The organism is Pseudomonas sp. App30 (genome assembly GCF_047947025.1).
Classification (GTDB): Bacteria; Pseudomonadota; Gammaproteobacteria; order Pseudomonadales; family Pseudomonadaceae; genus Aquipseudomonas.
Genome location: NZ_CP133165.1, coordinates 5,001,919 through 5,023,391 on the forward strand (window position 1 = coordinate 5,001,919; position 21,473 = coordinate 5,023,391).

General features: G+C 67.1%; 10 protein-coding genes. 4 read left to right on the forward strand and 6 right to left on the reverse strand.

The window, feature by feature from the left end; translation table 11 throughout:
- Nucleotides 1-63: 63 nt before the first annotated feature.
- A complete protein-coding gene (locus RAM80_RS23165) occupies nucleotides 64-2,928 on the reverse strand; it encodes a dermonecrotic toxin domain-containing protein (protein ID WP_416422746.1) in 2,865 nt (954 codons plus the stop codon).
- A 160-nt stretch (nucleotides 2,929-3,088) separates the two neighbouring features.
- Between RAM80_RS23165 and RAM80_RS23170 the strand changes: the two genes are divergently transcribed.
- Together RAM80_RS23170 and tadA are read left to right on the forward strand one after the other, a co-directional pair.
- Nucleotides 3,089-4,465, forward strand: coding sequence for a multicopper oxidase family protein (locus tag RAM80_RS23170; protein ID WP_416422747.1), 1,377 nt, complete (start codon nucleotides 3,089-3,091; stop codon nucleotides 4,463-4,465).
- 1 nt (nucleotide 4,466) lies between these two features.
- On the forward strand, nucleotides 4,467-4,949 hold the full coding sequence (tadA, locus tag RAM80_RS23175) for a tRNA adenosine(34) deaminase TadA (RefSeq protein ID WP_416422748.1): 483 nt from the start codon (nucleotides 4,467-4,469) through the stop codon (nucleotides 4,947-4,949).
- A gap of 97 nt (nucleotides 4,950-5,046) precedes the next feature.
- Here tadA and mltF read toward each other — a convergent pair whose 3' ends face one another.
- Complete coding sequence (gene mltF / locus RAM80_RS23180; protein WP_416422749.1) at nucleotides 5,047-6,507, reverse strand: membrane-bound lytic murein transglycosylase MltF; 1,461 nt, start codon at nucleotides 6,505-6,507, stop codon at nucleotides 5,047-5,049.
- Nucleotides 6,508-6,803: 296 nt separating this feature from the next.
- Between mltF and purL the strand changes: the two genes are divergently transcribed.
- Together purL and RAM80_RS23190 are read left to right on the forward strand one after the other, a co-directional pair.
- Nucleotides 6,804-10,700, forward strand: coding sequence for a phosphoribosylformylglycinamidine synthase (gene purL / locus RAM80_RS23185; protein WP_416422750.1), 3,897 nt, complete (start codon nucleotides 6,804-6,806; stop codon nucleotides 10,698-10,700).
- Between the two features lie 4 nt (nucleotides 10,701-10,704).
- The gene (locus tag RAM80_RS23190) at nucleotides 10,705-11,016 is read left to right on the forward strand and encodes an NGG1p interacting factor NIF3 (protein ID WP_416422751.1); all 312 of its coding nucleotides are present in this window, start codon (nucleotides 10,705-10,707) and stop codon (nucleotides 11,014-11,016) included.
- A 78-nt stretch (nucleotides 11,017-11,094) separates the two neighbouring features.
- Here the strand turns inward: RAM80_RS23190 and RAM80_RS23195 are convergent, their stop codons facing one another.
- The 4 genes from RAM80_RS23195 to ptsP all read right to left on the reverse strand — a co-directional run bounded on the left by RAM80_RS23195 (nucleotide 11,095) and on the right by ptsP (nucleotide 21,467).
- Nucleotides 11,095-15,405 carry a hemagglutinin repeat-containing protein gene (locus RAM80_RS23195; protein ID WP_416422752.1) on the reverse strand — a complete coding sequence of 1,437 codons (4,311 nt, stop codon included), beginning with the start codon at nucleotides 15,403-15,405 and terminating at the stop codon, nucleotides 11,095-11,097.
- Between the two features lie 25 nt (nucleotides 15,406-15,430).
- Complete coding sequence (locus RAM80_RS23200; RefSeq protein WP_416422753.1) at nucleotides 15,431-17,053, reverse strand: ShlB/FhaC/HecB family hemolysin secretion/activation protein; 1,623 nt, start codon at nucleotides 17,051-17,053, stop codon at nucleotides 15,431-15,433.
- Between the two features lie 221 nt (nucleotides 17,054-17,274).
- Complete coding sequence (gene nagE / locus RAM80_RS23205) at nucleotides 17,275-18,927, reverse strand: N-acetylglucosamine-specific PTS transporter subunit IIBC (RefSeq protein ID WP_416422754.1); 1,653 nt, start codon at nucleotides 18,925-18,927, stop codon at nucleotides 17,275-17,277.
- Between the two features lie 32 nt (nucleotides 18,928-18,959).
- Entirely contained in the window at nucleotides 18,960-21,467 is a 2,508-nt protein-coding gene (ptsP, locus tag RAM80_RS23210; protein WP_416422755.1) for a phosphoenolpyruvate--protein phosphotransferase, read from the reverse strand.
- Nucleotides 21,468-21,473 lie beyond the last annotated feature (6 nt).

Here is a 21,473-nt window from a genome sequence, read left to right on the forward strand (position 1 = left end):
GACGCGGCGCGTTCGTTCTTCTCGCTGGCTGCGCATCCAGATCGCGGCCAGCGAGTACAGGCCTTACCCCACGTACTTCAACCCAATCATCGTCAGCGCCGTGATCAGTTCACGGGTGTTGTCGAAGCGCCGGTTGTGCACCGTTGGCCAGCGGGGGCGTTCGATGTAGATCAGCTGGCCGTCCTTCTGCAGTTCGGTATACACCAGCGTGCCATCGCCACTGCGGTGGATCAGTTCCTTGAACACCTGTGGCGTGTCGATGGTGAACATGCCGGGCGCAGACAGTTCCAGCTCCAGGTCGCGGCCAGGGCGCAAGGTGCCCATCGGGTAATACAGGTCGGCCTTGACCAGCCCGCCCGGGCCGTCAAAGCCGGAGCTGGAGGCGTGCATGCCCGTGTCTACGCGAATCCCGCGGGCGGCGTTGCTGGGCACGTCTTCGATGCGCAGGCCCATGGCCCCTTCCAGCTGCGCAACGCCAGGCACCCCCTTGAACGTGCTGGCGTGGGTGTTGCCCATCAGTGCTACCCATTTGCCTGCGCCAAGGGTGTTGCGATCGGCCTCCATCACCGTGTGGGCGAAGTAGTTCATGGTTTGCTGGCGCAGCGTGTGAGTGGGATCATCCAGGCCGGCCAGGCGGTAGCTGGCCATGCAGTCGATGGCTTGTATGCGGATGTGATTGCGCCGGGCAGCCTTGACCAGCTCCCGGAAGGTGTAGCGCCCGGAGGGGTCGGTGTAGAAGCCTTTGTCCATGTCCACCAGGTAGTGTTTTAACGGTTCGGGCATGGTGCCGGTGCGGGCGTAGGTATCGAGGTGCGCCTGGTGGAAATCGGTGAGCAGGTGCTCCATGTACAGCGTGCGCACCCCCTGCTTGGCCAGCAGGGGCAGGTTGTCGATCAGGAATTTCTTGCTGGCTACGCTGCTGTGGGACTCGCCGATCACCAGGCCATCGGTGTTGGCCAAGATGCCCTTGATAATAGTGGGTTGCGTGGCCACGGTGTCCAGTTCGGGAATGGTCGGGCGTGCGGGTAGAGTGAATTCCTGGAAGAAGGCGATGGCATCGGTGTTCAGGCCGTCGCGCACAGCGACGAATTTCCCGTAGGCTTGTAGCTCGGTTGGGTTGTTGAGGTCGCCGTAGCCTCTGATTTTCTTGTCTCCCAAGCCTTCGGCGCCTTCTTGCAACAGGCTGCGCAACGCTTCGGGCATGTCGTAGCGAAACGTCGGGGTGATGGGCGCAGTGGGGCGTGAGACAGGATTACCCCAAGGCAGGTTGCCAAGGAACTTGCCACCCCCCTTGAGGTTGAGCCGCTGCAACGCCTGCCATTCCCCCTGCGCGTTCAGTTGAACCGGCACGCTGGTATAGAACGAGTAGGGGTTGGCGGGATCGACGATCGCCCAGCGGTCCAAGTCATTGGCCCAGCGCACCTGGTAGCCGATGCCGTCCAGCTCAATGTAGTCCTTGCCATCGGCGTGGCGGTAGATGCCACGGCGCTTGCCTTCGGTGCCCACGCCGCCGCCCAGTATCTCGTTGGTTTCCAGCGGCTTGAGCAGCTCGGCGGTCTCGGCGGCATACGGCGCCGGTAGCTGGGGGTGGATGTCCTGCATGCCGATGTGGGTTTGCGCTGGGTGAAGCTCGCCGGTGATCACCTCCTCGGCGGGTGACCACAGGTAGGTTGCGTTGAATAGCACGTCCACGGCACTGGTGATGGCCTCGATCACCGCTGCCTTGCGGTGCGCAGTGTCGTGGCCGTTGACGGCCTCGTCGATGTGCAGGCCCATTTCGGCAATGCCCGCGCCCACCACGGCCAGGGCAATAGGCCAGTGCAGGGCGGCCAGGCCCCCGAAGGCCTGGCCGAACGCCTTGAGGTAGCCGATCCACATTTGCTTGCGCAGGTCGCCATTGGAATGCAGCAGCATGCCCATGTCGTCGTACATGCGCTGGCGGCTGGTGTCGGTGAGGAAGGTAAAGGGGTCTTCCTGCAGGGCAACGCGAAAGCGGTTGATGGGTTTTGCGTGGTCCTTACCCCAGCCATAGAACAGCAGGTCGAGGCTGTGGTGCAGGGCGTTGTCTCCGTCGTTGTCGGACAACGGCCAATGGCTCATGAAGCGGGCGCGGTTCTGCGCCATGTTGGTTTGCGACAATACCCACCAGTACAGGTCCTGGTCGGTCTCGAAGGCATGGAAGCAGTTCACCTCGCCTGGGGTGTACAGGTACTGCCAGCCGTCCTGGTCGACGATGCGCAGGATATCGGTGGCAATGCGCCCGCCAATGTCGAAGGCGTAGACCTTGAGCTCCCGCGCTGGCGGCACCTCGGTTTGCAGGGCGGCCAGGCTCACAGGCCAGCTAAAGTCGCCGGCCACGGCCTTGACCAGGGTCTGGAACTGCGGGTCCGAGATCCGTCGCGCTTCGCGCTCCTCCAGCGCCTTGGCGAGGAAGTTGGCCTTGGCCATGACTCGAAAATCCTGTTCATGGCTGGCCCAGAAACGATCGACGTCGGCGCGGTAATGGCCGGCGAAGTCCAGGCCCCAGAAGTCATTGAGCACATCCTGGGGTTCCAGGCGGATCTCGTTCTTCTCGTCGTAGACACGCTCGTTGGGGCCCTGGCTGTAGAAACCGCCCCACTGGTGCAGCAGGTCGGCATTGTCCTGGTCCCAGTTTTCATAGCGGTGCATCACCAGCTGCGGCAGCGTCAGGGACTGCACGGGTTTGCCCCAGTGCTCCCAGCCGGTGAACGTGAGGTGGCTGGTGTTGCCGCTTTTCCAGCGGTGCCACCAGATATGGTCCGGCTCGCCATACTTGCCAGTGTGTCGGTGCAGCACTTGGTTGGCGGTGTCCCGGGCCTTCTGGCGCATGTCGGGCATCGTGTCGGCGATGCGCTTGGCAATGTCGACCAGCGCCTGGCGGTCGGCGGCGGTGGGGATGTGGGTCATGGCGTGCCTCCTTGCGTGGGAAAGCCGCGAGTGTGCTGGGCTAGTGGGGTGTGGGTGCGGTAACCCTGGAGGATATTGATTGGCAAGATGTTTCAGCGCCTAACCGGCGTCCGGCCAAGGTGTATCGTGCCGGTTTTCAAGCACTGAGGTGACCTTGCCCATGGTATTCACGCGTCGACAAATGCTCGCCGGGCTGGCTGGCCTGGCGGTGGTAGGGGTTGGCGGCGGCGGGGCGGTGCGCTATTGGCTGGGCCGCCCTGGAGGGCGGGCAGGGCATGACTACGAGCTGATTGCCGCGCCCCTGGACGTGCAGCTGGTACCTGGCCATTTGACGCCAGCCTGGGCCTTTGGCGGCTCGGCCCCTGGCGCCGAGCTGCGGGTACGCCAGGGCGACTGGCTGCGGGTGCGTTTCATCAACCACCTGCCGGTACCCACCACCATCCACTGGCACGGCATTCGCCTGCCGCTGGAAATGGACGGTGTGCCCTACGTGTCGCAGCTGCCGGTGCTGCCGGGGGAATATTTCGACTACCGCTTCCGCGTCCCAGATGCCGGCACCTTCTGGTACCACCCCCACGTGGCCAGCACCGAGCAGCTGGGCCGCGGCCTGGTGGGGCCGCTGATTGTCGAGGAGCGCGCGCCCACCGGCTTTGCCCACGAGGCCACCCTGAGCCTGAAAAGCTGGCACGTAGACGAGCAGGGCGCCTTCGTGCCGTTCAGCGTGGCCCGCGAGGCGGCGCGAGTGGGTACGCTGGGGCGGCTGTCGAGTATCAATGGCGTGCCGCAGGCGACGATTGACCTGCCAGCAGGGCAGGTCGTGCGCCTGCGCCTGTTGAACGTCGACAACACGGCCACCTACCGGCTCAATTTCCGTGGCACTGACCAGGTGCGCCTGTACGCCTTGGACGGCAACCCCATCGAGCCTCGCGCGTTCGGCGAGGATTACTGGCTGGGGCCGGGCATGCGCGCCTGCGTGGCGGTGCGCATGCCACCGGCGGGGGAAGAAGTGGCGGTGCGTGACGGCCCAGTGCGGCTGGGCACCCTGCGGTCGGTGGCCACCGCCATGCCGCCGGGGGTGTGGCCACCACCGCTACCGGCCAACCCGGTGGCCGAGCCCGATCTGGCCCGTGCCGAAAAGCTGGTTTTCAACGTGGAATGGGTAGGCTCGGCGGCCGTGCAAGGGGATAATGGCCGCCCGCCCAGCTTCTGGCAGTTCAACGGCCAGGCCTGGGACATCACCGACAAGACCTGCGCCGACCGGCCCATTGCCCGGCTGACACGGGGCAACAGCTATATTTTCGAACTGAAGAACATGACCCAGTACCAGCACCCCATCCATTTGCATGGCATGACCTTCAAGGTGATCGCATCCAATCGCCGCACCATCGTGCCGTACTTCACCGACACCTACCTGCTGGGCAAGCACGAGCGCGCCCAGGTGGCACTGGTGGCGGATAACCCGGGTACCTGGATGTTCCACTGCCATGTGGTGGACCACATGGAAACCGGCCTGATGGCCGCGATCGAGGTGGCGTGAGATGCGCCAGTCTCTGATCGTCGACCGCAGCCGCGACCAGCACTTCATGCGCGAGGCCCTGGCCCTGGCCGCCCAGGGCGCGGCCATGGGCGAAGTGCCGGTCGGCGCCGTGCTGGTGCACAACGGGGAAATCGTCGGCCGCGGCTTCAACTGCCCCATCAGTGGCAGCGACCCCAGCGCCCACGCCGAGATGGTCGCCATCCGCAACGCCGCCCAGGCAGCGAGCAACTACCGGCTACCCGGCAGCACGCTCTACGTGACCCTGGAGCCGTGCAGCATGTGCGCCGGGCTGATCGTGCATTCGCGGGTCAGCCGCGTGGTCTATGGCGCGCTGGAGCCCAAGGCCGGCGTGGCGCAAAGCCAGGGGCAGTTCTTCAGCCAGGGCTTCTTGAACCACCGGGTGATGATCGAGGGTGGGGTGCTGGCGGAGGAGTGCGGGGCCATCTTGAGCGAATTCTTCAAGGCCCGCCGCGCCAAACCCTGACACCAATGCCCCCGTAGCAGCGGCCGCCAGGCCGCGTCCCGCGATTGGCCTGCATAACCGCGGTGTGGGGGACGCGGCCTGCGGCCGCTGCTACGGGTTATAGGGAGGGGTTGTCCTGCGCCGGCTTGGCCTTGTTGACCCCCGGCGTGTGCAGGTTGCTGTCGGCCACCTGGCCGCCTTCGAGCTGCGGCTGGGTCACCCAGGTGAGGATGTCGTAATAGCGGCGGATGTTGGCCACGAAGTGCACCGGTTCGCCGCCGCGGGCATAGCCGTAGCGGGTCTTGCGGTACCACTGCTTCTGCGACAGGCGCGGCAGCATCTTCTTCACGTCCAGCCACTTGTTGGGGTCCAGGCCTTCGTTCTTGGCCAGTTGGCGGGCGTCGTCCAGGTGGCCGCTGCCCACGTTGTAGGCGGCCAGGGCGAACCAGGTGCGGTCCGGTTCGGCGATCTTGTCGTCGAGTTGGTCACGCACCAGGGCGAAATACTTGGCGCCGCCCTCGATGCTCTGCTTGGGGTCCAGGCGGTTGGCCACGCCCATGGCCTGGGCGGTGTTCTGGGTCAGCATCATCAGCCCGCGCACGCCGGTCTTGGACGTCACGTCGGCCTGCCACATGGACTCCTGGTAGCCGATGGCAGCCAGCAGGCGCCAGTCCACCTGTTCGTCCTTGGCGGCGGCGTGGAAGTGTTTCTCGAAATGCGGCAGGCGCTGCTGCAGGTGCTGGGCGAAGGTGTAGGCGCCCACGTAGCCGAGCACGTCCACGTGGCCGTAGTAACGGTCTTTCAGGCGCTGCAGGGTGCCGTTCTTCTGCACCTTGTCCAGGTAGCTGTTGATCTCGTTGAGCAGGCTGTTGTCTTCGCCGGCGGCCACGGCCCAGCGCTGCTGCTGGGCATCGCCGAGGTCGAAGGCGACGCGTACGTTGGGAAAGTAGACCTGGTTCATCGCCAGCTCGTTGGAGTCCACCAGTGTCAGATCGATCTGACCTTCGTCCACCATCCGCAGTAGGTCCACGACCTCCACCGCGTCGGATTCTTCGTATTGAATGCCGGGATAACGCTTTTTCAGCTCGGCCAATTGCGCGGCATGGCTGCTGCCCTTGAGCACCATGATCTTCTTGCCCACCAGGTCGCTGGCGTCGGTGGGGCGCGATTGGCCGTTGCGGTAGATGACCTGCGGGGTCACTTCCAGGTACGGGTGGGAGAAACGCACCTGGGTCTTGCGCTGGTCGTCGGCCACCAGGCCTGCGGCGGCCAGCACCGGGCCATTGGGCTTGCCCACCTGGTTGAACAGGTCGTCGAGGTTGTCGGCGGTCTCGATCTTCAGTTCCACCCCCAGGTCATCGGCGAAACGCTTGACCAGTTCGTACTCGAAACCGGTTTCGCCGTTGCGATCCTGGAAGTAGGTGGCGGGGCTGTTGCGGGTAATCACGCGCAATACGCCGTCCTCCTTGACTCGCTCGAGCGTGCTGGGTTTGTCGACGCAGCCGTTGAGCAGTAGGAGTAGACCGGTTGCGATCAGCCATTTGGCGAAGCGCGGGCGTGAGGCAGTCTTTGAATGCATCCTAGCAGTATACGCAAAGCGCGAGGGGCGCCATATCTCGACAGCATCACGCCGTTCTGCTAGGCGTTGCGCAATCCCCGTAGCAGCTGCCGCAGGCTGCGTCCGGCCGCACCACGATGGCGCCCGGGGACGCCGCCTGCGGCAACTGCTACGGGGAAATTTATTTGACTCTTGAGACAGGATATGCCGCCAGATGCCCGGCTGGCGCCAGGATTACCGTTTTGGGTGCCTGCGGCGGCGGTTTACGCTAGAATGCACGGCCTCTAAGCACACCCCTTTCTGAGGCTGTCCCGAAGATGTTGATCCTGCGCGGCGCTCCTGCCCTTTCTGCCTTTCGCCACGGTAAATTACTCGAGCAACTGAGCCAGAAGGTCCCCGCTGTAAGTGGCTTGTACGCTGAATTTGCCCACTTCGCCGAAGTAACCGGCGAGCTGACCGCCGATGAGCAGCAAGTGCTTGCTCGTCTTCTCAAGTACGGCCCGAGCGTGCCAGTGCAGGAGCCAAACGGCCGCCTGTTCCTGGTCATGCCGCGCTTCGGCACCATTTCGCCATGGTCGAGCAAGGCCAGCGATATCGCCCACAACTGTGGCCTGGGCAACGTCCAGCGCCTGGAACGCGGCATTGCCTTCTATGTCAGCGGTGAGTTCAGTGAAGCCGAGGCGCAAGTCGTCGCCGGCCTGCTGCACGACCGCATGACCCAGGTGGTGCTGAGCAAGCTGGAAGAGGCCGCCGGCCTGTTCAGCCATGCCGAGCCCAAACCGCTGACCGCCATCGACGTGCTGGGCGGCGGCCGCGCCGCGCTGGAAAAAGCCAACGTCGAGCTGGGCCTGGCCCTGGCCGAAGACGAGATCGACTACCTGGTCAAGAGCTTCGAAGGCCTGGGGCGCAACCCCCACGACATCGAGCTGATGATGTTCGCCCAGGCGAACTCCGAGCACTGCCGCCACAAGATCTTCAACGCCAGTTGGGACATTGACGGCCAGAGCCAGGAAAAAAGCCTGTTCGGCATGATCAAGAACACCTACCAGATGCACAACGAAGGCGTGCTGTCCGCTTACAAGGACAACGCCTCGGTGATCGTCGGCAGCGTGGCCGGGCGTTTCTTCCCGAACCCTGAAACCCGCCAGTACGGCGCGGTGCAGGAGCCGGTGCACATCCTGATGAAGGTGGAAACCCACAACCACCCGACCGCCATCGCGCCGTTCCCGGGTGCTTCTACAGGTTCCGGCGGCGAGATCCGCGACGAAGGCGCCACCGGCCGCGGCGCCAAGCCCAAGGCTGGCCTGACCGGCTTCACCGTATCGAACCTGAACATCCCTGGCTTCGAACAGCCATGGGAAAAGGCCTACGGCAAGCCCGAGCGCATCGTCACCCCGCTGGACATCATGATCGACGGCCCGCTGGGTGGCGCCGCGTTCAACAACGAATTCGGCCGTCCGGCCCTGACCGGCTACTTCCGTACCTTCGAGCAGGCCATCGACACCCCGCACGGTGAAGAAGTGCGCGGCTACCACAAGCCGATCATGCTGGCCGGCGGCATGGGCAACATCCGCGCCGAGCACGTGCAGAAAGGCGAAATCACCGTCGGCTCCAAGCTGATCGTGCTCGGCGGCCCGGCCATGCTCATCGGCCTGGGCGGCGGCGCCGCTTCCTCCATGGCCACCGGCACCAGCTCGGCTGACCTGGACTTCGCCTCGGTACAGCGCGAGAACCCGGAAATGGAACGTCGCTGCCAGGAGGTCATCGACCGCTGCTGGCAGCTGGGCGACAAGAACCCGATCAGCTTCATCCACGACGTGGGCGCGGGCGGCCTGTCCAACGCCTTCCCGGAGCTGGTGAACGACGGCGGCCGCGGCGGCCGCTTCGAACTGCGCAACGTGCCCAACGACGAGCCGGGCATGGCACCGCTGGAAATCTGGAGCAACGAGTCCCAGGAACGCTACGTGCTGGCCGTCGACGCCGCCGACTTCGAGCGCTTCCAGGCCATCTGCGAGCGCGAGCGCTGCCCGTTCGCGGTAGTGGGCGAGGCGACTGCCGAGCCGCAACTGACCGTGACCGACAGCCACTTCGGCAACAACGCCGTCGACATGCCGCTGGAAGTGCTGCTGGGCAAGGCCCCGCGCATGCACCGTTCGGCCGTGCGTGAAACCGAACTGGGCGACGACTTCGACCCGGCCCAGCTGGACTTGGCCGATTCGATCGAGCGCGTACTGCACCACCCGGCCGTGGCCAGCAAGAGCTTCCTGATCACCATCGGCGACCGCACCATCACCGGCCTGGTCAACCGTGACCAGATGGTGGGCCCGTGGCAGGTGCCGGTGGCTGACGTTGCCGTCACCGCCACCAGCTTCGACGTCTACACTGGCGAAGCCATGGCCATGGGCGAACGCACGCCGCTGGCGCTGCTGGATGCCCCGGCATCGGCGCGCATGGCGGTGGGTGAAACCCTGACCAACATCGCTGCTTCGTCGATCGCGAAAATGTCCGACATCAAGCTGTCGGCCAACTGGATGTCCGCTGCCGGCCACCCGGGTGAAGACGCGCGCCTGTACGACGCGGTCAAGGCCGTGGGCATGGAACTGTGCCCTGAGCTGGGCATCACCATTCCGGTGGGCAAGGACTCCATGTCCATGAAGACCCGCTGGAGCGACGAGGGCACCGAGAAGACCGTGACCTCGCCGATGTCGCTGATCATTACCGGCTTCGCCCCGGTAGTGGACATCCGCAAGACCCTGACCCCGCAACTGCGCATGGACAAGGGCCTGACCGATCTGATCCTGATCGACCTGGGCCGTGGCCAGAACCGTATGGGCGCCTCGATCCTGGCCCAGGCCCACGCCAAGCTGGCCAAGGCCGCGCCGGACGTCGACGACGCCGAAGACCTGAAAGCCTTCTTCGCCGTGATCCAGGGCCTGAACGCCGACGGCCACCTGCTGGCCTACCACGACCGTTCCGACGGCGGCCTGCTGGCCACCGTGATGGAAATGGCCTTCGCCGGCCACTGCGGCCTGGACCTGCAACTGGACACCCTGACCCACGCCAAGGAAGAGATCAACGCCATCCTCTTCAACGAAGAGCTGGGCGCGGTCATCCAGGTTCGCCAGGACGCCACCGCCGACATCCTTGCCCAGTTCAGCGCTGCCGGCCTGGGTGACTGCGTGGCCGTGATCGGCCAGCCGGTCAACAACGGCCACGTGTACATCAGCCTCAACGGCGAGCAGCTGTTCGAAGGCGACCGTCGCCTGCTGCAACGCCAGTGGGCCGAGACCAGCTACCAGATCCAGCGCCTGCGCGACAACGCCGAGTGTGCCGATCAGGAGTTCGACGCCCTGCTGGAAGAAGACAACCCGGGCCTGAGCGTCAAGCTGGGCTTCGATGTCAACGACAACGTCAGCGCGCCCTACATCAAGACGGGTGTTCGCCCTCAGGTTGCCGTACTGCGCGAGCAGGGCGTCAACGGCCAGGTTGAAATGGCTGCTGCCTTCGACCGCGCCGGCTTCAACGCCATCGACGTGCACATGAGCGATATCCTCGCCGGCCGTGTCGACCTGAACGAGTTCAAGGGCCTGGTGGCCTGCGGCGGCTTCAGCTACGGCGACGTGCTGGGTGCCGGTGAAGGCTGGGCCAAGTCGGCGCTGTTCAACGCCCGTGCCCGCGATGCGTTCCAGCAGTACTTCGAGCGCAGCGACACCTTCACCCTGGGCGTGTGCAACGGTTGCCAGATGATGTCCAACCTGCACGAGTTGATCCCGGGCACCGAGTTCTGGCCGCACTTCGTGCGCAACCGCTCGGAGCAGTTCGAGGCGCGCGTGGCCATGGTCGAAGTGCAGAAGTCGAACTCGGTGTTCCTGCAGGGCATGGCCGGTTCGCGCATGCCGATCGCCATCGCCCACGGCGAAGGCCATGCGGAGTTCGCCAACGAGCAGGCGCTGATCGAAGCCGACGTGTCGGGTTGCGTGGCACTGCGCTTCGTCGACAACCACGGCAAGGTCACCGAAGCCTACCCGGCCAACCCGAACGGTTCGCCGCGCGGGATCACCGGCCTGACCAGCCGCGACGGTCGCGTCACCATCATGATGCCGCACCCTGAGCGTGTGTTCCGCGCCGTGCAGAACTCGTGGCGCCCGGACGACTGGAACGAAGACGCGGCGTGGATGCGCATGTTCCGCAATGCCCGCGTCTGGGTGAACTAAGGCGGTGTACAAGCTCGCCTTCTTCGTGCCGCCCAGCCATGTGGACGCTGTGAAAAGCGCCGTGTTCGCCGCCGGCGGCGGTCGCATCGGCGCCTACGACAGCTGCGCCTGGCAGGTGCTGGGGCAAGGCCAGTTCCGGCCCATGGACGGCGCAACGCCGTTCCTGGGCCAGGCTGGGCTGCTTGAGCGGGTGGAAGAATGGAAGGTGGAGCTTGTGGTGGCGGATGAACTGATCCAGCCGGTGGTGGCGGCCCTCAAGGCCAGCCACCCCTACGAGACGCCCGCTTATGAAGTGTGGCGCCTGGCTGATTTCTGATCGTCCCTGGCGCGGCCTGCGGCCGCTGCTACGGTTTTCGTAGCAGCGGCCAAAGGCCGCGTCAGCGCTCCACCCCCATCATCCCTCCTTGTGCTTGATCCCCCCCTCCAACGTTTGCTGCTGATCATGCCCCTTGGTGCGCAACAGCCCCAGGTCCGACGTGCGGTCCTTGCCGTCCGCCGTGCCGGTGAAGGCGTTGATCAGGTTCTGGGTCATCTCCTCGGGCACCAGTGACAGCTTGCCTTCCAACCCGAACGAATGGTCGCTGCCGCTCAAGGTGGTGGTGTTGACGTTGCTGCCACCCAGGTCCACCTGGCCGCGCGGGCTTTTCAGCTGCGCGCCGTTGAGGTGGGTGTCGCCGTCCACGTTCAGGGCAATGCCGTTGCGGCCGGTGACCACGCTGGCTGCGCTGGCGGTGTCGCGCTGGGTCTTGTTCACGTCCAGGTGCAGGGTAGGGGCGAAGCCCAGGTCGACCTTCTGCAGGCCAGTGCCGATTTGCTCCTTGACCTTGCTGCCTGCCGGGCCTGCCAGGGCCGTGGCACCGTTCACCAGGCCCTGGGGGTTTTTCTCGGCGTTGAGGCGCGCGTCCAGGGTCACCGCGTGGCCGTTGACCTGATCCTGGCGGCTTGCGACGACGAGATCACCGCCGACGTTGCCGCTGACCTGGTCGGCCTCCACGCGCACGCCGCTCAGGCGGGTGTCGCGGCGGCTGTCGATCTGCAACTGCTCGACGCGGATCTCGCTGTTGCGGTGGGTCTGGCTGGCCAGCTTGTCCAGGCCCAGGGTGGCGCGACCGTGGACGGCGTTGTAACCCTTGCTGCCCTCGGTGCTGTTGGCGCCATTGACGCCCAGGCCGATGCCCACGCTTTTGTTATTGCGCTGCTCGTCGGTCTGCCCGCTGCCGACGGCGATGCCGCCTTTGTCGGCTTTCAGGGCCAGGCGCTGGGCGTTGACGTTCAGGCCTTCGACGTTGATGGCGGTGTCGGCGCTGCTGCCGGCCTCGACGCTGGCGCTACCCTTGACGTGCCACTCGCCCGGCTGGGCGGCGGTGCTGCGCTCGTCCGTCTGCCCCAGTTCCAGGCTGGCGCCAATGCCGCCGCCCTTGCCACCCTGGGGTGCATTGCGCGACAGGCTCAACTGCAGGCCGCCGCCGTATACCCGGCCGTCGGCCTGGTGGGTGTCGGTGACGCTGCCGATGCTGGCGGTGTCGCCGGCAATGACCTCGATGCTGGCGACCGGACGGTCGATGGCGCCCACCCGTGGGCCATCCATGCTCACCTGCTTGCCGGCGTGGATGCTCACCGCACCCTGGGTGTCGAACGCGACGGCGCGGCCCTGGCTGTCGGCGCTGCTGGTAGTGGCGTATTTGCCGATGGCGCTGCCGCCCATGCTCTTGCCGGCGGTGGGGCTGGTGCCGCCCTTGGCCCAGGCGGAGCCGTCAATGCTGGTGCTGGCCTGCTGCTGTTCATCCTTGGCCTGTTCAAGGGCTACTGTGCCGCCGGCCTTCATGGCAACAGGGCCTTCGGTGCTGGCGAAGCGCGAGCCTTCATAGCGGCCATCGGTGCCCAGCTGGATCTGCACCCCGGCGTGGCCCTGGTTCAGGCTGGGCACGGCCTTGGTGTTGCCACTGCTGCTGTTCACCGAACCGCCGCTGCCGACCACCTTGGCGTTGATGTCGCTGCCGGTGTTGGTGTCCACGCGCGCGCGGACGTCCACGTCCAGGCGGTCGAGGGTGGTGGCCTCGCGGTCGTGGCTGGCGCGCTGCGCGTGGCTGCCCAGGTTCATGGCCAGCGTGCCGGCGGTCGCCTCATAGCGTGTGCCGATGTCGGTCAGCTGCTGCTCGACATTCACTGTCACGTTGGCACCACTGACCTCGGTGACTCGCGCGGTTTCCTTGGTTGCCGTGGTCTTGCGCTGCTGGTGGTTGACCTCCAGGTCGGCGCCAACGCTGGGGGCGAACAGGTTGTCTTCCAGCGCCTGGTGCTGGAAGCGGCTCTGGTCTTCGCCGTTGACCACTTTCTCGATGGGGCGGGTGAGGTCGGTGTATTCGATGCTGGCGCCCAGGTGGCCGCGGGTGCTGGTGCTCGACTCCGTGACCTTGTGCAGGTCGTGGGCATCGCCCAGGGTTGCGTTCACTGCCTGGATGCGGGTCTCGCCTTCGCCGATGATGCTCGCGGCCTCGGTGTGCAGTGTTTTAGCCAGCACCTCGGTGGTGCCTTTGCTGCGCACGGTGGTGGCCTGGTGGGTCTGGGCCTCGGTGGTTTTTTCCTGGCTTGCCACGCCGCCGCTGAAGGCGCTGCCGACCCGGTCCATGCCACCGGTCAGGCGCAGGGCGCCGTCCTTGGTGGTGGCCTGCTCGCTGTCGTGCTGTGCGTCGAGGGCGGCCAGCAGGGCGATGTCCGGTGCCTGCACCCGCGTGCCCTGCTGGCTGTCGACCTTGGCGCCGACCATCTTGATGGCGGTGCTGTCGCTGATGGCCACGTTGTTGCCTGACACCTCGGCGGCGACGTGGGTCTTGGCCGAGCTGGCCTTGCGAGTGTCTAACCGTGCGTACCCGAGTTCGCCGAAGTACTGCTTGCTGCCGGCCTTGTCGTCGGCGGCGGCCTTGGTTTCCCCGGCCTTGACGGTGAAGCCCTGGGTGCGGGTGGTGGAGGTGTCGGTGCGCTCGGCCACGGCGGGCAGCAGCTCCACGCCCTGTTCGCCCTTGATCTGCGTGGTGCCGGCGGCGCTGACCTTGGGGCCGACCAGCGCTACTTTTGCGTTGGCGATGATCTGCAGGTTGTTCTCCGAGCGCACCTCGGTGCGGTGCGGTGCGCTGCTGCGGCGTTCGTCGTTGACGGTCTTGCTGAAGAAGGCGCCGCCTACCAGGTCGCCGCGGTAGTCGTCCTTGTCGTGGCTGGTCTTCACGCTGACGCCGTCGAGGGTGACGTTGCCAGCGCTGCGCAGGGTGCCGGGGCCCTGGCTGTGCAGGCGGCTGCCGCGCACGTGGGTGTCACCGGCGCTGGTGAGCTGCACGGTGCCGCCTTCCAGGTTGCTGCCCCGGGCAGTCTCGCGCACGTCGGTGGTGTTGCTGTCGCCGCGCCACAAGTGCTTGCGGTGGCGAACAGTCTGGAAGCTGGACGTGCTGTCCAGGGCCGCGTCGACGGTCAGGTTGCCACCGCTGTGCACGCTCAGGTCGCCAGGCGCTTTTAACTGGGCGGCGGTCAGGTGCATGTCGGCGCCGGACTCCAGTTGGATGTCCTGGCGCGCCTCGAAACGCGTGGCCAGGTGCTGGCGGGTGGTGTCGGTGGTGCGCTTGGAGTATTCCTCGGTAGGGATGAACCAGGCCTTGCGGCTCCACTGGTCGTGGGCCTTGGTGACCTGCTCGCGGGTCAGGGTGTCCATGCGCAGGGCCTTGCCGGCCTTGGCGGTGATGCTGCCCCCCTCGACGTCCACCGCCGTGAGTTGCAGGTCGCCGCCACTGTGCAGGCGCACGTCACCGTCGACAGAGGTGATGACGCCGTTGCGTGACGGTGTGCCACTGATGTGCAGGCCCCCTCGGCTGTCGACCTCGACGCCATCGCGGCCCACCAGTTGCGCCTTTGGCATGCGCACGCCGGCGCCCTCGGTGGTGCTGATGATGCGAATGCGCCCGGCGTGCATCGCGCCCAGCAACTGCGCATCCACCGCGCCCGCTGTCGGCTGGGTGGTGCCGAGCACGCTGCGGTCGGCGTAGGCGACGCTGTTGTGGCCGATCAGCACGTTGAGGTCATCGCGGGCCGTCAGCCGGCCCTCGGTGTCCAGGCGTGGGGTGATCAGGTCCAGGGCGCCCTCGGCGTTGCTGGCGCCGCGCTCGCCCACCTGCAGCACGCCGCGTTCATGGCTGGCGTCCAGGCGCACGATGCGCCCGTCTTCAAGCTCGGGAATGCCCACCAGGAAGGTGGCGCGGTTGGCGTTAATGAAGCTGGCGCCGTTGAGGCTGATGCCGTTGGGGTTGGACAGCAGGTAGTCGGCGCGCTGGCCGAAGATTTCCTGCGGGCCGTCGATGCGCGAATCGCCCTGGCCGACGACGCGCATCAGGATGGTGCTGGCTGCCTGGCCCTGCAGGTGCGGGTTGGCGTCCAGCTGCGGGCCCAGTTGCGCCTGGCCAGCCACCAGCGAGTTGTTCAGCACCAGGCCCTGTTGGCCGACGTTGAACTGGTGCATGTGGTTGTCGGACAGGCCCTGGCCGTCTGGGCGCACGATATCCAGTGCGGGCACGCCATTGTGCTCGCTGAGCACGGCGTAGCCGGTGGGGCCGGGCGCCGGCGCCAGGCCGTCGCCCAGGGCGGGCAGGCTGGTGCCCAGCAGGGCGGCGGAAATCGCCCAGTGCAGGCGGTTGGCGGTAAAGCGTGGGGGTCGCTGAGTCATTGTTTTTATTTCTCTTATTGATGAATCAGAAGTCCAGTTTCAGCTCCATGTTCCAGAAGCCCGGCTCTGAGGGAGGGCCATCCTTGATCACCACGGCGTGGCGATAATCGAGTTTCACTTCGCCACCGCGCCAGCCCAGGCTGGCGCCCGTGCTGACGCCGGCGAGAGCGGGTTGCTGGCGGCCGCGGCCGTGCCAGGTGCCGCGGCCGCGGCCGTAGTCCACGGCTACGTGCGGGGTCAATACCAGCCCTGGCGCCAGGGGCAACGCCAGGCTCAGGCTGTTGCGCAGCACCAGCGCGCTGCTGGCGGCGATGTTGCTGTCGCGCAGGCCGCGCACGCTGCCGGGGCTGCTCAGCAACCACTGTTCGCTGGCCGGCAGCAGGGTGGGGCTGTACTGGGCTTCCAGGCTGCTGTCCCAGCGCCATTGGTGGCGGTTGCCGGGCCAGGCCTGGCTGCGTAAAACGCCCAGGCGCCATTGCTCGAATGGCCGGGTGTCGGCACCCAGCCACGGCAGGCTGTGGGCGTAGCCCAGTTGCGCGCTCCAGGTGGCGCGGCCCAGCCACAGCAGGTTGAGGTCCAGGCCGGCGCTGGTCAGGCTGGCGTCCTGCTGGGCGATTGACCGGTGGTTGAGGCGGTAGTCGCGGGTCTTGCGGTTCAGCCGCAGGCTGGCGCTGAGCAGGGTGTGCTGGTTGCGCCACAGGCTGCGGCCCAGGCTCAGGCCGCGGCTGTCGCTGGTGTAGTCGTGGCGCACGCCGTGGCCGGTGAACGCCCGTTGTTCGCTGTGGCCCAGGCTGGCGCCCAGGGTCCAGGCGCCGTAGGGCACGCTGTAGTACAGGCCCAGGCCGCGGGTGTAGTTGGGGGCGTTGCCGAAGGTGCCGAACAGGCTGGCCTGCAGCACGTCGTTGAGCTGCAAGGGGTTGTCGCGGCTGGCCACCAGGCTCAGGCCGTGGCGGCCGTTGGTGGTGTCGCCGCCGTTGCCGTAGCCCACGCGCAGGCCCCAGGGCGAGCGGCGGCTGCGTGAGGTCAGCAGGATGCGTGAGCCACCGTCCAGTTCGCCGGGCTGCACCTGGGCCTGCAGGTCGATGCTGCGCAGGCGGTTGAGCTGGTCCAGGCCCTGTTCCAGGGTGGGCAGGTGCAGCGGCCGGCCGACCAGGTCGGGGAAGGCGCTGGCCAGGGACACCGGCAGGCTGTCGTCAGCCAGTTCGATGGACTCGACGAAGCCTTCTTCGATGACGATGTCCAGCGGCTGGCCGTCCGCCGGCGTCTGCGCCGGGTAGGCACGCGCGGCGATGTAGCCGCGCTGCACGTAGGCCTGGGTAATATCGACAAGCACCTGGCGCAAGGCATCGGCGCCCATGCACGGGCGCAGGCGTTGGCTGAGCAGCGGTTGCAGGGTGCGATCATCGATCAGGCGGTTGCCCGCCAGGCGCAGGCCGCTCAGGCGCCAGCAACGGGCTTCGGCGGCCACAGTCGGTTCGGCGGGTGGTGGCGTGGGCCGTGGCTGCTGCAGCTGGCGCAGGCGCTGGTCGCGCTCCAGGGCCTCGCGGTCGCGGCGTTCCTGGTCCAGCCAACGCAACGTGTCGTCGGCCAGCGCCAGGGGGGCGATAAAGAGGGCACAGCAGGCCAGCAGGCCGGTCACCTTGGGCATCTTGTTATTCTTTTGAGTGGCTATCCGTTGGTAGGGAATCTACCGGGATATCCACTCAAATGAGTTCAGACGCTTCCAGGGTTTGTGTAGGACGGTTCTGGCACTAACGTTCCACATCGTTCATCTTGTGGGAGCTGGCTTGCCAGCGAGCTGTTGGGGCCCCCAAAAAAACTCGCTGGCAAGCCAGCTCCCACAAAGACGGTAGCGGTTGCGGGCGTGGTTCAGGCCAGTACTTCGCGGCGGGCCAGCAGTGGCTGCAGGGCTTGGCTCAGGCCTTGTGCCTGTTCACCTACCAGCAGGTGCCAGGTGCCGTCGCCCAGGTCGGTGCTGCCCTGGCAGCCCAGCGCCTTGAGCGCGTGCAGGTCCAGCGGCGCGCCATTGAGCTGCACGCGCAGGCGGGTCACGGCCAGGCACTCCAGGGTGTCGATGTTGGCCGCCCCGCCCAGTGCCTGCAACCAGGGTTGCAGTGGTTGCATGGGTTTAGCCGCCGCCGGCAGCGCCAGGCGAATTTCGTCCGCCAGGCTGTCGGCCAGCGGCCCGACGATCACCTGCAGGCTGCCGCCGTGGCCGGGGCGCACCACGCCCATGGCGCCCAGCGCCTTCAGGCGGGCGTCGTCGGCCTGGTCGCGGTCGGCCAGTTGCAGGCGCAGGCGGGTGGTACAGGCGCCGACGCTGAGCACGTTGGCCGCACCGCCCAGGGCCTGGATATAGGCGCCGGCGCGGTCGCTGTCGGCCACCACCGGGCTGTCACTGCTGGCCACGGCCTCGCGGCCCGGGGTCTTGAGGTTGAAGCGGCGAATGCAGTAATCGAACACCAGGTAGTACAGCAGCCCATAAACCAGCCCCACCGGGAAGATCAGCCAGCCGTTGGTGGACTTGCCCCAGCCCAGCGCCATGTCGATAGCGCCGCCGGAGAAGGTGAAGCCCAGGTGGATGTCCAGCAGGTTGGTGATGGCCATGGACAGGCCGGTGAGCAGGGCATGCAGGCCATACAGCAGCGGCGCCAGGAAGATGAAGGCGAACTCGATGGGCTCGGTGACCCCGGTCAGGAACGAGGTCAACGCCATGGACAGCAGTATCCCGCCCATCAGCTTGCGCCGCTCGGGCAGGGCGTTGCGGTACATGGCCAGGCAGGCGGCCGGCAGGCCGAACATCATCATCGGGAACATGCCGGTCATGAACTGGCCGCCGTTGGGGTCGCCGGCGAAGTAGCGCGCCAGGTCGCCGCTCACCACCTGGCCGGTGGCCGGGTTGGTGAAGCTGCCGAACACGAACCACACCATGTTGTTGAGGATGTGGTGCAGGCCGGTGATGATCAGCAGGCGGTTGAGCACGCCGAAGATGAACGCGCCCAGGCTGCCGCTGGCCAGCAGCAGTTGCCCCAGGCTGTTGATGCCGTCCTGGATCGGCGGCCAGATCAGCCCGAACAGCACGCCCAGGCCCACCGAGGCGAAGCCGGTGGCGATGGGCACGAAGCGCCGGCCGCCGAAGAATGCCAGGTAGGCGGGCAACTGGATGTCCTTGAAGCGGTTGTACAGCCCGCCCGCCAGCAGGCCGCTGATGATGCCGGCAAGCATGCCCATGTTGATGCTGGGGTCCAGCACCTTGAGGGTCGAGACCATTACCAGGTAGCCGATGGCCCCGGCCACGCCGGCGGTGCCGTTGTTGTCGCGGGCGAAACCCACGGCGATGCCGATGGCGAAGATCAGCGCCAGGTTGGCGAAGATGGTGTTGCCGGCGTCGTGGATGATGGCGATGTTCAGCAGGTCGGTGTCGCCCAGGCGCAGCAGCAGGCCCGCGATGGGCAGGATGGCGATGGGTAGCATCAGCGCGCGGCCCAGGCGTTGCAGGCCTTCGATGAAGTGTTGGTACATGGCGTGTCTCCCGATCCGTTGTTGTTATTGGCTTAGGCGTTCAGGGGCCAGTGCCGGTGGCAGGCCTGGCGTACCGCGGCGGCGCCGGGCAGGGCCAGCAACTGGGGGGCTTGCGCCTGGCAGGCGGCCAGGTCGAGGTCGCGCACCCGTGCCTTGATCTCGGCCACCAAGGGCGGGCTGACCGACAGTTCCTGCACGCCCAGGCCGAGCAGCACCGGGGTGGCCAGCGGGTCGCTGGCCAGGGCGCCGCACACACCCACCCAACGGCCATGCAAGCGGGCGCCGGCGCAGGTGTGGGCCACCAGCGCCAGCACCGCCGGGTGCAGGGCGTCGACGCGGGCGGCAAGGCCGGCGTGGTCGCGGTCCATGGCCAGGGTGTACTGGGAAAGGTCGTTGGTGCCGATGGAGAGGAAGTCGGCATGCTCGGCCAGCTGGGCGGCCAGTAGGGCGGCGGCGGGCACTTCGATCATCACGCCCAGCTGCGGCAGTTGCGTGACGCCCAGTTCGTCGGCCAGTTGGGCAAGGCGCTGGCGCACCTGCAGCAGTTCATCCACTTCGGTGACCATGGGCAGCATGATCCGGCAGCGCTCGGGCTGGCCGGTGCGCAGCAGGGCGCGTAGTTGCTGGTCGAGCACCTGCGGGTTGACGCTGGCCAGGCGAATGCCGCGCAGGCCCAGCACCGGGTTGGCTTCCACTGGCAGGGGCAGGTAGTCGAGCTGCTTGTCGCCGCCCACGTCGATGGTGCGGATGACCACCGGCTTGTCGCCCATGGCGTCGAGCACGGCCCGGTAGGCCGCCACTTGCTGGGTTGCGTCGGGGGCTGCGTGGCTGTCGACGAAGAGGAATTCGGTGCGCAGCAGGCCTACGCCGTCGGCGCCGGCCTGGTGGGCCTGTTCGGCGTCCTGGCGCGAGGCGACGTTGGCGCCGATCTCGATCACGCTGCCATCCCGGGTGCGCGCCGGTTCATGGGCGTGCGCCTGTTGCAACTGCTGGCGAGCCTGCCGTGCGGCGAGTTGGCTGGCCACCTGGTCGAGGCGCTGGGCGCTGGGCGTCAGTTCCAGGCGGCCGTTGTCGGCGTCCAGCACCACTGGGGTGCCCATGGCCTGCGCCAGCAGCGCGTCGCCCATGGCCACCAGGCAGGGCAGGCCCTTGCCGCGCGCCAGGATAGCCACGTGGGCGGTGGCGCCGCCAGCGGCCATGCACAGGCCGGCGGCGCCTTGCTCGTGCAGGTACAGCAGGTCGGAGGGGGTCAGTTCTTGAGCCGCGACGATGGCGCCACGGGGCAGTGGCGGCCGCGCGCTGTCGCCCAGCAGCTCGCGCAATACCTGCTGGCGCAGGTCGAGCAGGTCGTTGGCGCGTTCGGCCAGCAGCGGCTTGCCGGTGGCGTGCAGCACGCGGCACTGGGTGTCGATGGCGTCGCTCCAGGCGTGGCTGGCGGCGCGGCCGGTGTTGATGGCCGCGTGGGCCGCCTGGGCCAGGGTCGAGTCTTCCAGCAGCGCCAGGTGGGCGGCGAAGATGGCTTGCTCGGTAGCGTCCTCGCGCATTTGCGCCTGGGCCTGGGCGAGCGCCAGGGCGCGCGCGACGCCCGCCACGGCAGCGTCCAGCAGGCGTTGCTGTTCGCTGGCAACATGGCCGCCCGGGTCGGCTGGCAACGTCACGCCGCCCAGCAGCACCAGCGGGCCGCTGGCCAGGCCAGGGGCGGCACAGACGCCGGCGAGCATGCCGGGCGCTTGCATCGCCGCAGCTGGCAACGGCAGGGGCGCCGGGGCCGGGTGGTCGCCGGCGATGGCCGTGCCCAAGGCCTTCAGCAGCGCGGCCAGCGCCGCTTCACGCTGCGGGCCGCGGCAGATCACCTGCACCTGGGCGTGTTGGTCCACGCCCAGGCCCATTACCGCCACCAGGCTGGTGACGTCGGCCAGCTGTCCTTCGTGGCGAAGCTGGGCGCTGCAATCGAAGCCTTGCGCCACCTGGCGCAAGCGCGCGGCGGGGCGGGCGTGCAGGCCGCCGACGTGGGCGACGCTGGCGCTGCCTTCCACGCTCTCACCGGCCGCGTCGGTCACTGCGCCGGTGGCCTGGTTGCCGACGAGGCGCAGCAGCGGTTCGCCGGCGCGCACCCGCTCCGGGGCCAGGCGCTCGGCACGAAAGTGCGTGCCATTGGTGACGATGATCAGGCTGACCAGGCTGGTGCTGTGCCGCGCCACCCGGTCCATCTCGAAGCGCAGCAAGGGCTGGCCGGGGGTTACGCGCATGCCCGGCTGCACCTGCAGGTGGAAGCCTTCGCCGTTCAGTTGCACGGTGTCGATGCCCAGGTGCAGCAGCAGTTCGGCGCCGTTGTCGGCGCGCAGGGTGATGGCGTGCAGGGTGCGGGCCACGTGCAGGATCTCGCCGGCGCAGGGCGCCACCAGGCAATTGTCGGTGGGGTCGATGGCGATGCCGTCGCCCATCGTGCCGCTGGCGAACACCGGGTCGGGGACCTGGGCCAGGGCGAGTACGGGGCCACTCAAGGGGGCGCTTAGGGTCACTTCATTATTGTTATTCATGGGCGC